The following is a 14860-nucleotide window of genomic DNA, read 5'->3' on the forward strand; positions in this document are numbered from 1 at the left end:
GGCAGGATCATGCCCACACGCCAACCACGGAGCCCATCATGAAGTTCAGCTTGAAGTTCATCACACAGCGCCTCTTCCTTGCCACCCTGCTCGGCCTGGCTTGCACCGCGGCACAGGCGGCGGGCCAGTCGGCACCGTCCCAGGCCAGTGCCAAGCTGTCGGCCACCGTGGTCGGCGGTTCGGTGACTACCCTGGCCGCCGGCGGCAGCGTGGTCGTTGCCAGCGTGCAGACGGTGGCCGAAGGCGTGGACATCGTGCTGGAGAACGTAGCCGACGGCAGCCGCGCCACCGTGCGCCTGTCCAGCCGGGCCGCGGGCGGTCTCTCGCTGGCCGCCGGCGCCACGCTGGAAGTGGCCGCGGCATCGACCGGCTACGTGCTGGTCATGGCCGGCAAGGCGATCGCCTTCCTGCCGAACGAGGCCGGCAAGGCCTTGCTGCACCACGGCCAGGCGATGTGATGAAACGCCTGGTATTGACGGTGCTGCTGGCGGTCGTCCTTCCGGCACGGGCCGGCCAGGCCTGCGAAGCGAAGCCGCCCGGCCCGCACGACGTGATCCTGTCGATGGACCTGGCCCAGCGCACCGTGGCGGCGCTGGACGCCAGCGGAGCACGGGTGGCGCTGGTGTCGCGTGCCGGCCAGGACCTGTCGCGCTACCGCCTGCGCTATTCGCACATGGGCATCGCGGTACGCGACCACCCGGCCGGCCGCTGGACCGTCGTGCATGCGCTGAACGACTGCGGCACCGCGGCCTCGGTCTTGTACAACGAGGGCATGGGCAACTTCTTCCTGACGGATTTGCACCGGCACGAGGCGCAGCTGCTGATCCCGGGTGCCGCGCTGCAGGAGAGGCTGGCCGCCCTCTTCGCTACCCGTACGCCGCTGCGGCTACACGAGCCGAAGTACAACATGCTGGCCTATGTGTTCTCGACCCGCTACCAGAATTCGAATGGCTGGGTGCTGGAAACGCTCGCCGCGGCGGCAGCCCCTGCCGGCCAGGTCGAGACCCGGACGGAAGCCCAGGCCTGGCTGCGCGCCATCCACTACCAGCCGCCGACCATCGAGATCCCGGCGGCGGTGCGCCTGGGCGCGCGCCTGTTCCGCGCCAACGTGGCCTTCGACGATCACCCCTTCGGCCGGCGCATGGCCGGCCAGATCGACACCGTCAGTACCGACGCGGTGGTGCGGATGCTGCGCATGACCGACCCGCAGGCCAGGACCCTGACCCTCGATTGATCGCCGAATGCGGGCCGGATGCAGTTTGTACGTGTGTGAACTAACCGAAGTCCGCCCGTCCCAGGGTTAAGCTCGAAGCTTCGCTTAAGAAAGGACGGCCATGGACCTTCACCAGGAATACCCGATCCGGCTGCGCATTAACGGACAGGACCGGCAGTTCGAGGTCCAGGCCTGGGTGACGCTGCTCGACCTGCTGCGCGAACGCGCCGGACTGACCGGCACCAAGAAGGGCTGCGACCACGGCCAGTGCGGGGCCTGCACCGTGCTGCTGGACGGTAAACGCGTCAACTCCTGCCTCACCCTGGCCGTCATGCAGAACGGCCACGAGGTGACAACCGTCGAGGGCCTGGCCGACGGCGACGGGCTGCATCCGCTGCAGCAGGCCTTCATCGATTGCGACGCCTTCCAGTGCGGTTACTGTACGCCCGGCCAGCTGTGCTCCGCGGCCGGCCTGATCGCGGAAGGCCAGGCCAGGACCGGCGACGACGTACGCGAACTCATGAGCGGCAACCTGTGCCGCTGCGGCGCCTACCCGCAGATCCGGGAAGCCGTGATGCAGGTGATGGGGATCGATGGCAAGCCCGCCGAAGGCGGCGAAGACGGAAAGAAGACGCCGTTCACCACCGGTCCGGTGCTCGCATGAACCCGTTCACCTTTACCCAGGCCGGCGACATCGAGGGCGCGCTGGCGCAACTGGCGGCGGGCGCGCGCCCGATCGCCGGCGGCACCAACCTGCTCGACCTCATGAAGGCAGGCGTTCCGCCTGCCGGCGTCAGCCTACCGAACCAGCTGGTCGACATCAACGCCCTTGGCCTCGACCAGATCGAAGAAGCCGGCGGCGGCCTGCGCCTCGGCGCCCTGGCGCGCAATGCCGACACGGCCTACCACGCGCTGGTGCGTAGCCGCTACCCGCTGCTTAGCGCCGCGATCCTGGCCGGCGCCTCGCCCCAGCTGCGCAACATGGCCACCAATGGCGGCAACCTGCTGCAACGCACCCGCTGCCATTACTTTTATGACGTCGGCACGCCCTGCAACAAGCGCGAGCCCGGCAGCGGCTGTCCCGCGAAAGAGGGACTCAACCGCCAGCTGGCCATCCTCGGCACCAGCGAGGAATGCATCGCGAACCACCCGTCCGACATGTGCGTGGCACTGCGCGCGCTCGACGCCGTCGTGCATGTGAAGTCAAGCAAGGGCCAGCGAGAGATCCCCTTCGCCGACTTCCACCGCCTGCCGGGCGACCGGCCGGAGATCGACAACACCCTCGAGCCAGGTGAGCTGATCACCCATATCGCCCTGCCCGACGCCAGCCGCTTCGTGAAGCACTCGGCCTATATCAAGGTGCGCGACCGCCTGTCGTATGCGTTCGCGCTGGTGTCGGTGGCGGCCGCCCTCGACCTCGACGACGGTACCATCCGCGCGGCCCGCATTGCGCTGGGCGGCGTCGCCCACAAACCCTGGCGCGTGGAAGAAGCCGAAGCGGCCCTTAGCGGCAAACAGGCCGGCGAGGAGGCCTACGGCGCGGCTGCCGACATCATCCTGCGCGGCGCGCGCGGCTATGGCCAGAACGACTTCAAGCTCACTTTGGCGCGCAACACCATCGTGCAAGCCTTGACCACTGCCGCCCGCGGCACAGAATTCGCTACAGGAGAGCAACGATGACCGACCTGATTCCAGAACTGCGCACGCCGGTCGCCCCCGAAGGCACGGGCCGGGTGCACAGCGGCATGGCGGTCTCGCGCGTCGACGGCCGCGCCAAGGTTACCGGCGCCGCCAAGTACGCCGCCGAAGAATCCGCGCCCAACCTGGTGTATGGCGTCGTGGTGAGCGGCACCATCGCCAAGGGCCGCATCACCGGCATCGAAACCGTGGACGCGCTCACGGCGCACGGCGTGGTTGCCGTGATCACCCACCTGAACCGGCCGAAGATCCGCGCCTACGACATCGCCTTCAAGGACATGACCGCCCCTGGCGGCTCGCCTTTCCGGCCCCTGGCGAGCGACAAGATCTTCTACAGCGGCCAGCCAGTCGCCCTGGTCGTCGCCAGCAGCTTCGAGGCGGCGCGCCATGCCGCGCAGCTGGTGAAGGTGAGCTACGAAGAAGACAAGCACGAGACCGACCTGCTGGCGACCCTTGACCAGGCCTACGAGCCGCGGCCGATGAAGGCCGGCTTCACGCCCCCTAGTTCGACCGGCGACGCCGACAAGGCATTCGAGGCCGCGCCGGTCAAGGTCGAGTCGCAGTTTTACCATGGGGTCGAGCACCACAACCCGATGGAAATGTTCGCCACCACCGTGATCCGCGCCGACGATGGCCACATGACCATCTACGACAAGACCCAGAGCTCGCAGAACAACCGCTGGTATGTCTCGCGCGCCTTCGGTCTTTCGAAGAACAAGGTCACCGTGCGCAACCCCTATGTGGGCGGCGCCTTCGGCTCGGGCTTGCGCCCGCAATACCAGCTGACCCTGGCCGTGATGGCCGCGCTGCAGCTCAAGTGCTCGGTGCGGGTGGTGCTCACGCGCCAGCAGATGTTCAGCTTTGGCCACCGCCCCGAGACCTGGCAGAAAGTGCGGCTGGCGGCCAACCCGGACGGCAAGCTGCAGGCCATTACCCATGACGCGATCCACGAAACCTCGCGCCTCGAGGATTATGTCGAGGTGGTGGTGAACTGGTCGGGCCAGCTGTACGCCTGCGACAACATCAAGCTGGGCTACAAGGTCGTGGCCCACGACCGCCATTCGCCGATCGACATGCGCGCGCCCGGCGCCGCCCACGGCGTGCATGCGCTCGAAGTGGCGATGGACGAACTGGCCTACAAGCTCAAGATCGATCCGCTGGAACTCCGGCGCATCAATTATGCCGAGCGTAATCCTCTCGACGACAAGCCCTATTCCACCAAGGAGCTGAGCCAGTGCTATGACAAGGGCGCGCAGCGCTTCGGCTGGGCCGATCGACCGATCGAGCCGCGCTCGATGCGCGATGGCGACGAGCTGGTGGGATGGGGTATGGCGACCGGGATCTGGGACTCGCTGGTGATGGTGGCGCGCGTCAGCGCGGTGCTGCATGCCGACGGCCGCCTGGTGGTGAGCAGCGCGGCGACCGACATCGGCACCGGCACCTATACCGTGATGGCGATGATCGCGGCCGAGGCCATGGGCATGCCGCTCGAGCAGGTGACCTTTCAGCTTGGCGACTCGACCCTGCCGATGGCGCCGATCGAAGGCGGCTCATCGCACGTCACCACGGTCGGCGGCGGCGTGCACGGCGCTTGCGAGAAGCTGCAGAAGCGGCTGTTCAAGCTGGCGCAGGACATGCCGGATTCGCGCATGAAGGGCGTGCGCCAGAAGGACGTCGTGTTCCAGGACGGCACCATGATGCTGCGTAACCGGCCCGAGACGGCGCTGCGGCTGGGCGAGGTGCTGGCCTCGAGCGGCATCGACCGGGTCGAAGAAAAATACCTGATGACGCCGCAGATGCTCAAGCAGCGCAAGTTCACCCGCGCCGTGCACTCGGCCGTGTTCTGCGAAGTGCGCGTCAACGAGAAGCTGGGCATGGTGCGGGTGACACGGGTTGTCAGCGCAGTGGCGGCCGGGCGCATCATCAATGCCAAGACCGCCGCCAGCCAGGTCAGCGGCGCGGTGGTCTGGGGCATCAGCCAGGCGCTGCACGAAGAAAGCTTCACCGACCACCGGTTCGGCCGCTTCATGAATCACAATTTCGCCGAATACCATGTGGCGACCAACGCCGACATCCACGACATCGAGGTGATCTTCGCGGAAGAAGACGACCGCATCGTCAGCAAGCAGCTCGGCGCCAAGGGGGTGGGCGAGATCGGCATCGTCGGGGTGTCGGCGGCGATCAGCAATGCGATCTTCCACGCCACCGGCAAGCGGCTGCGCAGCACGCCGATCACGCCGGACAAGATCCTGCTGGGCGACCGGGAGATCCCGGTACAGGATCCGACCTGAGCGCAGACGTAAGCGCGTCAGTTGCCGCGTACTTCGAAGCGGCTGGTGGACACGGCCTTGCCGGCGGCGTCCACCAGCTCCAGCCAGTGCCCGCCCAGCGCCGGCTGCCAGGCCACCGGGGCCGAGGCCGCACCGGCATCCTGGCCATCCAGCCGCCAGCGATGCCCGTGCACGCCCTGGGCCTGGAACACTACCCGTTCGACCGCATCGGGAATGTCCGGGTCGCGCGCCAGGATGCTGCCGTCGATCGGATAGACGATCTTCGGCGTGCGCTGGCCGGCCGGCACGGCTTCGACCAGCGCCGTCTCGGTTCCGCTCAAGAACCATTCTTCGCGCGCCGGCTCATGGGCCGGCGCATACGCCACTTTGCGCCTTACCAGACCCGCCGGCGCCGCGCGCCGGGCGCCGGGCGCATCGCGGTGCAGGTAATCCATCAGGTCGCGCCACACCGGCGCCGCCCCGGAGACGCCCGACACGTCCCACATCGGCTGCCCGTTGAAATTACCCACCCAGACGCCGACGGTAAAACGGGTCGAATAGCCGATGCACCAGTTGTCGCGCATGTCCTTGCTGGTGCCGGTCTTCACTGCGCTCCAGTAGGGGGTGGCGAGATCGTTGCGCAGGCCAAAGGCAGGGCTGCGCGCGCCGCGGTCGGACAGGATGTCGCCGACCACGAAGGCTGACGCCTGGTCGACCACCGGGGTGAGCGTCGTCGCCTCGCGTGGGCGCAGCGTCACCGTGCCATGGCGACCACCATTGGCCAGCGTGCGGTAGGCATTCGCCAGCTCGAGCAGCGTCACGTCGCCCGATCCGAGCGCCAGCGACGGCCCGTAGAAATCCGCGTCTTCGGTCAGGGTCGTAATGCCCAGCTGCTGCAGCCGCGCATGGAAGCGCTCGACGCCGGTCATCAACAAGGTGCGCACTGCCGGGACGTTCAGCGAACTGGCCAGGCTGGTGCGCACGCTGGCATATCCCTTGAACGAGCGGTCGTAATTCTGCGGCACGTAGGAGCCGCTGCCGGCCGCGATGTCGACCGGGCTGTCGTCCAATAGCGAGGCGGCGGTCAGCAGGCGCCGTTCGATCGCCAGCGCGTACAGGAAAGGCTTCAGCGTGGATCCAGCCTGGCGCGGCGCCAGTACGCCATCGACTTCGCCGTGGCCGGTATTGGCGACCCAGGCCAGCAGCTCGCCGCTGGCATTGTCGATCACGATCACGGCGCCGTCCCCGACATTGCGGTCGGCCAGTTCGCGCACGTGGCGGCGCAGCGCATCGACGGCAGCGCCCTGCACACCCGCATCGAGGGTCGTGCGCACGCTGGCGCCGGCTCTGCCCAGCAACTTGCGCCAGGCCAGCGGTGCCACCGGTTTCGGCTGCCCGGCGGGCCGGGCCAGCGCCACGGCGGCGCGCCATTCGATCGCGGGGCAACCGGTGCCCGCTTTCAGTTCCAGCGCCAGCCTGCAGGCCCGCTGCGCAACCACCCGGGGTGCCGCCGAGGGGGCACGCAGCAAGGCGGCCAGGATGCTGGACTCCGCCACGTCCAGCCCCGAGGGCGCCTTGCCGAACAGCGCGCGCGATGCCGCGCCGATGCCCTGCAGCTCGCCCCGGAAGCCGGCCAGGTTCAGGTAGGCTTCGAGGATCTGCTGCTTGGACCAGCCGGCCTCGATCTCGCGCGCCGCCAGCGCCTGGTCGAATTTCTGGCGCCAGTTGCGGCCCTTGTTCGAAGCGCGCAATTCGGAATCCAGCAGACCGGCCAGCTGCATCGTGATGGTCGAGGCGCCGCGCGGGCGCTCGCGGAACAGATTGTCCCAGGCGGCCTGGCCAGCGGCGCGCAGGTCGATGCCGCCATGTTCCATGAAGCGGCTGTCTTCGGCCTGCAGCACCGCCGCGCCGAGCGCCGGCGACATATCCGCCAGCGCTACCCAGGAAGCGCGCCGGGTGCGCATGTCGACACGGACCGATTCGAGCGCCACGCCATGGCGGTCCAGCAGGTGCGCCTCGGACGGCTGCCATGCCGCCCTCACCTGCTCCGGCGTCGGCGCGGCTGCACAGGCCAGGCCAGGTGCCAGCAGAAGGGCCAGGAAAACACACCGCATCACGGCCCCACGACCACCGTCGCGTTGGGCGACTCGCCGAACATCTCCGGGTTGTACATGGCCTCGACCCGTGTCGGCGGCAGGCTGAAACGTCCTTCGTTATTCAGCCGCACCGTGTACTCGATGCTCCATTTTCCTTTTGGTACCCAGGAATAATAGGCGCGGAAAGCGCCGGCGGTGCGCTCCTCGAAATCGGGCAGGACCCAGCCGCGCCGGGCTTCGCCTGCGGTGGCGATGCGGGAATCGCCGCCCAGCCCCGTACCGAGGATACTGGCGCTGGCGGGAATCGGGTCGTCCACCACGACCCAGCTCATGTCGGCCTGGGCATCGAGTTCGAGCCGCACGCGGTAGACGTCGCCGCGCGTCCAGCTCCCTGCCGCCTTGCGCTCGACCGGCGTGACCGTGCGCGTGATGCGGTAGCCGCTCGACACAGGCGCCTTGAGTGGAACCGCGGCCAGGCTCTGCACGGTGGCCCAGGGCTTGCCGGTCCCCTCGTGGCGGATGGCGAGCGGTGCGGCCTGCTGCGGCCAACCCTGCAGCACGGTTGCCGGCACGGCACCGCGCCAGTCCTGGCCGGCCAGCTGCACGCGGCTCATGCCGGTGACCGGCGTCGCTTCGAATTTCGCCGAGAACTTCTGCATCGCCAGGGCGCCCCATGCATTGGCCAGCGTGGTGTTCCAGCGTCCTTTCTGCTGGCGCCCCAGGGTGCCGCGCGCCAGGCGCCCCATGTCGCCCTGCCAGCCGGCGTCGTCCAGCATCGCCAGCAGCAGGCGGTTGGCATTCACGTCGGGCGAGGCCATCATCCACCACCAGTCGTCGCTGCGCTCGGTCGAAAAGCCCATGGTCGTGCCCTGCAGGTTCAAGCGTGCCCGCAAGATCCCGTGGGCCTGCGCCAGCAGTTCGGCGTGATTCTCGAGCTCCGGCGAGCGCTGCAGGATCAGGTACCAGTCGATGACGCCAGACGTCGGCCACGAGTTCGGCTCGATGCGAAAGGACTGCAGCCAGGCCTGGCGTACCGGCTGGCGCCGCGACAGCGCCTCCAGCGCGGACAGCTTGCGCACCGCCAGTTCGCCGGTGCGCAAGCCACTGCCGCGCGTGACGCGGCCCTCGACAAAGGCGACCAGCGCGCCTTCCATGCGCTCGCGCCCGTCGTCGGGAATGGCGTAGCCCGCTTCCGCCGTCACCGACAGCACATAGGCGGTCAATGCATCGTCGCCCTGGCGCATGGTCGGGAAGTATTTGAGCATGCCGTCGCCGTCGAGGTGGGCCGGCAGCGTCGCCGCCACGGCCCGCCACATCGCGGCGTCGCCCAAGGCCACCGACTTCGAGGTGCGCTGCTCGAAGCAGGTGTAGGGATAAGCCGCCATGTAGTCGCGCACGCCGGCCAGGCTGCCGGCCAGCTTCGGCGTGAAGGTGGTGCGCACGCCGCCCTTGCCGGGCAGTGCATCGGCCGGTCGCTCCACCGTCATTGTCTTGGGTCCGTCGACCTGCAGCAGCGTGGCCTGCCAGGTGCGCACCGGCACGGCTTCGGCGACGGCCTGGGTGACGCGCAGGCTGTCACGAACGATTCCAGCCACTGCATCGACCTGCCAGCGCAGTCCCTTCGCCTGCGGTACCGTGACATCCCACCCGATTTCACGCGCCGCTCCCGGCTCCAGCGAGATCGTTTGCGGTGGCAGCGCCCTTGCCGCGTCCTGGTCGGCACCCATGCTGGCAGAAAGGGTGATGCGCTGCGGGGTCGCCGATGCATTGCGCACGGTGAACCCCGCGCGCAGGCGGTCGCCCTCGCGCACCAGCGACGGCAGGCCGGAGAGCAGCATCAGGTCCTGGGTGGAGCGGATATCGCTGGAACCGGTGCCGAACATCCCGGCGCCGGCGCTGGCGATGGCGACAATCCGGAAACCCGTCAGCGAGTCGTTCAGCTGCACCGGCATCTCGGCCTCGCCGTTCGCATCCAGTACGACCTTGCCCTTCCAGGCCAGCAGCGTATCGAACAGCTCGCGGCTGGCGCCGCGGCCACCACCGCCGCCATGCGGCACCGACTTGCGCCCGAAATGGCGCTTGCCGACCACCAGCATCTGGGCCGTGGAGGTTTCGACCTGCTGGCTACGCGGGCGCATCATGGCCTCCAGCAGCTTCCAGCTCTCGTTGGGCATCAGTTCGAGCAGGCCGGTATCGACGGCCGCCAGCGCAATCTCCGCGCCAAGCGGCAGCGGTTTGCCGTCGGCACGCGTCACCTTCACCCGCACGCCGGCGCGCTCGCGCACCTTGTAGACCTGGCGGTCGGGAACAACCTGCACTTTGAGTTCATGCGCGGCCCAGCCGACCTTGACATCCGCGATGCCCAGCTTGTAGGCGGGCTTGCCGAGGTCCACCAGCGCGGTCGGCTTCACGCCCGCCACGCGCCCGCGCACGACAAGTGCGGACACGTAGACGTTCGGCGCATAGCTGGCCTTGACCGGTATCGAGACGGTCGGGTCCTTGGCCGACAGCCTGCGCACATAGGTGTCCAGGATGCCTTCACGCTCGACCGACACCAGCACCGTCGCCTCGCGGAAGGGCGAACGCACCTGGAACACTGCATTCTCGCCGGGTTCGAAGCGCGGCTTCGCCGGCAGCAGGTCGATGCGGTCGTTGTCGGAGACGTCGAACCAGGCGTCGCGCTTGCCGGCCACCCAGATTTCCTGCCTGGTGACGGATGCGCGCCCATCGGCGTCCAGCACTCGCGCACGCAGGATGATGTTGCCTTCGCCAGGCGCGCCGACCTCGCACAGCAGCAGCCCCCGCGCGTCGGTGCGGCCGTTGCAGGCGCCTTCGATGCGCTTGATCTCGCTGCTCGACTCGTAGGCATAGAAGCCACCGACCAGCCGGCGCCGGTGCGTGGTGGTGTCGCGCCGGAAGAAATCGACCGTCGCTTCGACACCGGCAGCGGGCCTGCCGTCCACTTTTGCTACCGCCACCTGGAACTTCAGTTTTTCCGTGGTTCTCGACTCGCCGGTCCTGATGCCGACGGCGACTGCGGCCGGCCACAGGGGCACCCGGGTAGACGCGCTCAGGGTCTCGCCGTTGGCGTCCTGCCAACTGAGTTCCGCCAGCAGGCTGCGCGGGCGATCCAGCTGCGGCAGGTCCGGCACCGTGATGCGCGCGGCCCCGGCCCGGTCCAGTGCCAGGCGCTGGGTCCGCGGCGCCTCGCCCTGGCGCACAGCTTCGGCAGGCGCGTCATCTTCGCCTGCCTCCGCCTCGACGTCGTCCTCCCGGTCGCCTTCGCCGAAGCCGTACTGCCCCAGCTGCTCGACGCCCTCGCGCACGTCGCCGCCGCCAAAGATAAAGCCTTCGAAGCCATCGAAGCCGGTGTCGCCGGGCTGGAGCACCGTGCGCAGGGTCACCGGCGCCAGCCCGGCCGGGCCGCCATTCAGGTAATTCACCTGGGCGTCGATGGTCACGGCGCGCGGCGCCACCGCCGGCGCGGCCGGCGGCTTGAGGATGGCCTTCATGGTCGGCACCCGGAACTGCTCGACCCGGAACTCGCCCGCCACCTGCCCGCCGACCATCACCTGGTAGCTGCCCAGTTTGGAATCAGGCGGGATGGTCCACTCGCCGTGGGCCTGGCCGCCGGCGTCCCAGCGAAGTGGCAGCGCGAGCTTGTCGCCGCTGCCCTGGTGCACAAGCCAGGCCTGGGCCGGCACCGCCACGCGCTCCGGCGGCTCGTCCCCAGGTTCCTGCTGCACGCGTTTCGGTGCGCGCTCCCTGGTGCCCACCAGGGCAATCCCTGCAGGGGTGCGGCGGCGCAGGAAGTGCTTCATGTGGACGGTCTCGCCGGCGCGCAGCAGCGTACGGTCGAACACGGTAGCGACCAGGCGGGAATCGTCGTCGAGGCCGCCCTGCGCGAGCCGGAAGCGCCAGGGCTCGATGCCCTGCTGCCAGCTCGAGAGCGTAAACGTGAAGTCGTCGCCGCTGCGGGCGCTGACGAACAGGTTGTCGCCGCATCGTGCCCGCGCCAGCCCTGTGCGGATGTGGGCGATGCCATCCGGGCCGGTGACGCCGCTCCACAGCAGCTTGCCGGCGCAGTCGCGCACCGCTACCTGCGCCCTCGCCACCGGGCGGCCCTTGTCGAGCGAGGTCACCCACACCAGCGACGACACGGCGCCGCGCTTGAGGTGGGCCGCCATGTTGGTGACCAGGGCGGCGCTGCGTACATAGGCGGTGCGGCCCTTGTCGTTGATCGCCTTGCCCAGCAAGGGGCTGGACAGTTCCACCACGTAGAAGCCGTGCTTGCGCAGCGGGATCCCGATGACTTCGAAGGCGCGCCGCCCCTGCGGCCTGGGCAGGGCGAAACGCTCGATGCTGCCCGCGGCCTTGGGGCCGAGGATCGATTCCTGCAGCGCCTTCCCGTACTGCTCCGACTGGTTCCACGGCTCGCTGCCGTAGGCATTGAGCTTGCCGAGCCAGGCGAGGATGTCGGCTTCGCGCTCAACCCGCAGGCTGCCGCCACTGCTGGTGCTGCGGACAGCAAGGGCAAGCGCCGGCTCGACGTTGCGCACCGTGACCGGCAGCATGCGGTCGCCCTTGGCTTCGATGATGCCGAAGGGCGCGGCGAACTTTACCAATGGCGGCTGGCGGTCGACCCGCAGGCTCAGGCGCTTTCTCGGCACCGCCAGGCTGCGCCCCGCGTCGTCGCGCAACTCCCCAGGCACCCGCAACTGCAGCGTGGACTGTTCGGCAAATGGCCCTGTGAAAGTCACGGAGCTGGCGAACCCGCTTTTTGCTTCGTCGTCGAATTGCGGCAGGTGACGCTTGCCGCTGGATTCTTCCAGGACCAGTGCGCGCAGGTGGTCGACGGCAACCGGCGCGCTGAACGTCAGGTGTACCGGCCTGAATGGCACGCAACCGGCGCGCGCATTGGTGCGCTCGCAGCGCATCAGCAGGCGGAATTCCGGACGCGTATGGAAGGCCAGCTCCTGGTCCTGGCTGGTGGCGATGCCGTTGGGCGCGGCAATGCCCCTGCCCCACACCAGGCTGATGTCGCTGTCGGCCGGCAGCGTGCGCCGGCACTGCAGCGCGACGACCGGCGCCTTGAGATGGCGATGGCGGGCCAGCAGCCGTTCGCGTTCTTCCCCCGCCAGCAGCCGCACGCCGATCTTTTCGTTGATGCCCTCCGCGCGGCACCAGGCGTGACGCTCAATCGAGGCGGGTGTGGCAGCTGCATCCAGCGCCAGCAGGAAGACCTGGTGCTCGTCGATCCCGCTGTCGTCCTCGCGCGGCTGCACGCGGACCACGGCCGGGCCGCCGGTGTTCAAGGCGAAGCTGCGTTCGCCCGCCAGCGCCTGGCCCGCGAGGTCGCGCGCGTCGGCACGCAAGGTGAAGCGGCAGGCCGTCGCACCCGGTAGGTCGCGCTCGAAATCGTAGCTCCAGGTGGCCGTGTCGATCCAGCGCCCCGCGCCTTTGGCGGGACAGTCGACTTCGAAGGGCATCGGCGCACGCGGGTCGCCGAAGGCGGCCATGGGCGCGGAAAAGCGCGCCGTGACCTGGCGCACGGACTTGACCTGTCCGGTGGGATGGAAGGCCTCGACCGTGGTCTGCGCCCACGCGGGCAGGGCGGAAAGGCACATGGCCAGCAGCACAAGGGATAGTTTCGGCACGCGCATCGTCTCTCCACCAAAGCTGCCAACGAGCTTGCCAAGCTAAATCAGCGTGCAAGGGACGCGCTTGGCGAAGGTCAACAGGTCCCCGGAGTGTGTCGGGAGCGTATGTTTTTGTCAACGCTGCAACAAGGGTCTGATCCAGATCATGTGGCTTGCATGAGCTGCCTCAGTCAAAGCGTCATACACCGTATCGTTGGCCGCATGCCATACGCATTTCCACTTAGTTGCATATCTAACTATTTGCTGGTACAACAACTACTGCGTATGCACGCGTTCAAAAAGGATCTCTCCGAGAGTCATCATGGCCAATTAGGTGGCCCATAAGGTGGCCTGCCTTGCGCGCACTGCTCGCCAAACTTATAAACGAGGTTAGAGGAAGACACCGATGAAAACCACATTCTTGCGCACCGTCGCAGCCATCGCCCTGCTCGGCAGCGCAATGGCCCATGCCCAGAACTACCCGACGAGGACCATCACCATGATCGTGCCGTTCGCCGCCGGCGGACCGACCGACACGGTGGCGCGCCTGGTCGCCCAGTCGATGGGCAATACGCTCAAGCAGCAGATCATCATCGAGAACGTTGGCGGCGCCGGCGGCACCATCGGCGCTGCGCGCGTGGCCAAGGCCACGCCGGACGGGTACACGCTGTTCCTGCACCACATCGGCCAGTCGACCGCCCCGGGCCTGTACCGCAAGCTGAGCTATAACGCGATCGACAGCTTCGAGCCGGTCGGCCTGATCACCGACGTTCCGATGACCCTGGTCGCCAAGAAAGATTTCCCGGCCAAGGACCTCAAGGAACTGCTCGCCTACGTAAAAGCCAACAAGACCAAGGTCACCTACGCCAACGCCGGCCTGGGTTCGGCCTCGCACCTGTGCGGCATGCTGCTCCAGACGGCGATCGGCGTCGACCTGACTACCGTGCCTTATAAAGGCACCGGGCCGGCCATGAACGACCTGCTGGGCGGCCAGGTGGACATCATGTGCGACCAGACCACCAACACCACCAGCCAGATCAAGGGCGGCAAGATCAAGGTCTACGGCGTCACCACCAAGACCCGCCTGGCCTCGATGCCCGACGTCCCGACCATGAACGAAGCCGGCGTGCCGGGCTTCGAAGTCGCCGTCTGGCATGGCATGTACGCGCCGAAGGGCACGCCGAAGCCAGTCATCGACACCCTGTCGAACGCCCTGCGCACCGCCCTGAAAGACCCGGTCGTGAAGCAGCGCTTCGCCGACCTCGGCACCGAACCCGTGGCCGATGCCCGTGCCCGCCCGGAAGCCCTGAAGGCGCACCTGAAGTCCGAGATCGACCGCTGGGGCCCGATCATCACCAAGGCCGGCCAGTACGCGGATTAAGTTCGCGCACCCGGCCGGTTGAAGCAACACCGCCGCGCGGCGCCCCAGGCCCGCGCGGCATTCCCATATAAACAACAAGCAACAAGGGGCTCGCAGTGACTTCCATCGTCCGCCATCCACAGAATTTCTGGATCGGCATTATTTTCCTGTTCGTCGGCCTCGCCGCCATTTACTTCGGCTGGGAACACGATATGGGCACCGCCGGCCGCATGGGCCCGGCCTATTTCCCGTCCGTTCTCGGCGCGCTGCTCGCGCTCGTCGGGGCCGCCAACCTGGTCCGCTCCTTCATCGGGCATGGCGAACGCATCGGCAAGTTCCACGTCCGAAATATCGTCATCATCCTGGCCGCGGTGCTGCTGTTTGGCGCCCTGATGCGCACCGCAGGCCTGGCCGTCGCCGCCTTCGTGCTGGTCATGCTGAGCGCCTGGGCCAGCCCCAAGTTCCGTCTCAAAAACACGCTGATGCTTGCGGTCGGCCTGACTTTATTCGCCGCGGTGCTGTTCGTGAAGGTACTCGGCTTGCCGATGCCGATCCTCGGCCCCTGGCTGTCCGGAGCTTAAACA

At 68.0% G+C, this 14860-nt stretch carries 9 protein-coding genes; 7 read left to right on the top strand and 2 right to left on the bottom strand.

Annotated elements, in window-relative coordinates; translation table 11 throughout:
- The first annotated feature begins 38 nt into the window (after positions 1-38).
- The 5 genes from HGB41_RS01500 (at position 39) to HGB41_RS01520 (ending at position 5202) form a co-directional block, all read left to right on the top strand.
- The gene (locus HGB41_RS01500) at positions 39-458 is read left to right on the top strand and encodes a hypothetical protein (RefSeq protein ID WP_171080382.1); all 420 of its coding nucleotides are present in this window, start codon (positions 39-41) and stop codon (positions 456-458) included.
- A complete protein-coding gene (locus HGB41_RS01505; protein WP_171080384.1) occupies positions 458-1234 on the top strand; it encodes a DUF2145 domain-containing protein in 777 nt (258 codons plus the stop codon). The genes HGB41_RS01500 and HGB41_RS01505 overlap by 1 nt, the downstream gene beginning before the upstream one ends.
- A 100-nt stretch (positions 1235-1334) precedes the next feature.
- Positions 1335-1877: a (2Fe-2S)-binding protein gene (locus HGB41_RS01510; protein ID WP_171080386.1), complete on the top strand. Its 543-nt coding sequence runs from the start codon at positions 1335-1337 to the stop codon at positions 1875-1877.
- Positions 1874-2893, top strand: coding sequence for an FAD binding domain-containing protein (locus tag HGB41_RS01515; protein ID WP_171080388.1), 1020 nt, complete (start codon positions 1874-1876; stop codon positions 2891-2893). The genes HGB41_RS01510 and HGB41_RS01515 overlap by 4 nt, the downstream gene beginning before the upstream one ends.
- Entirely contained in the window at positions 2890-5202 is a 2313-nt protein-coding gene (locus tag HGB41_RS01520) for a xanthine dehydrogenase family protein molybdopterin-binding subunit (RefSeq protein ID WP_171080390.1), read from the top strand. The genes HGB41_RS01515 and HGB41_RS01520 overlap by 4 nt, the downstream gene beginning before the upstream one ends.
- A 17-nt stretch (positions 5203-5219) precedes the next feature.
- Here the strand turns inward: HGB41_RS01520 and pbpC are convergent, their stop codons facing one another.
- Both pbpC and HGB41_RS01530 read right to left on the bottom strand, forming a co-directional pair.
- The gene (gene pbpC, locus HGB41_RS01525; RefSeq protein ID WP_171080392.1) at positions 5220-7295 is read right to left on the bottom strand and encodes a penicillin-binding protein 1C; all 2076 of its coding nucleotides are present in this window, start codon (positions 7293-7295) and stop codon (positions 5220-5222) included.
- On the bottom strand, positions 7295-12940 hold the full coding sequence (locus HGB41_RS01530) for an alpha-2-macroglobulin family protein (protein ID WP_171080393.1): 5646 nt from the start codon (positions 12938-12940) through the stop codon (positions 7295-7297). Before HGB41_RS01530 ends, pbpC begins: the two co-directional genes overlap by 1 nt.
- 382 nt (positions 12941-13322) lie before the next feature.
- Between HGB41_RS01530 and HGB41_RS01535 the strand changes: the two genes are divergently transcribed.
- Complete coding sequence (locus HGB41_RS01535) at positions 13323-14297, top strand: tripartite tricarboxylate transporter substrate binding protein BugD (RefSeq protein ID WP_171080395.1); 975 nt, start codon at positions 13323-13325, stop codon at positions 14295-14297.
- A 95-nt stretch (positions 14298-14392) separates the two neighbouring features.
- Positions 14393-14857 (top strand): tripartite tricarboxylate transporter TctB family protein, encoded by a 465-nt coding sequence (locus tag HGB41_RS01540; RefSeq protein ID WP_171080397.1) that lies wholly within the window; start codon positions 14393-14395, stop codon positions 14855-14857.
- The last annotated feature ends 3 nt before the right edge of the window (positions 14858-14860 follow it).

The organism is Telluria aromaticivorans, assembly GCF_013003915.1.
Taxonomy (GTDB): Bacteria; Pseudomonadota; Gammaproteobacteria; order Burkholderiales; family Burkholderiaceae_D; genus Telluria; species Telluria aromaticivorans.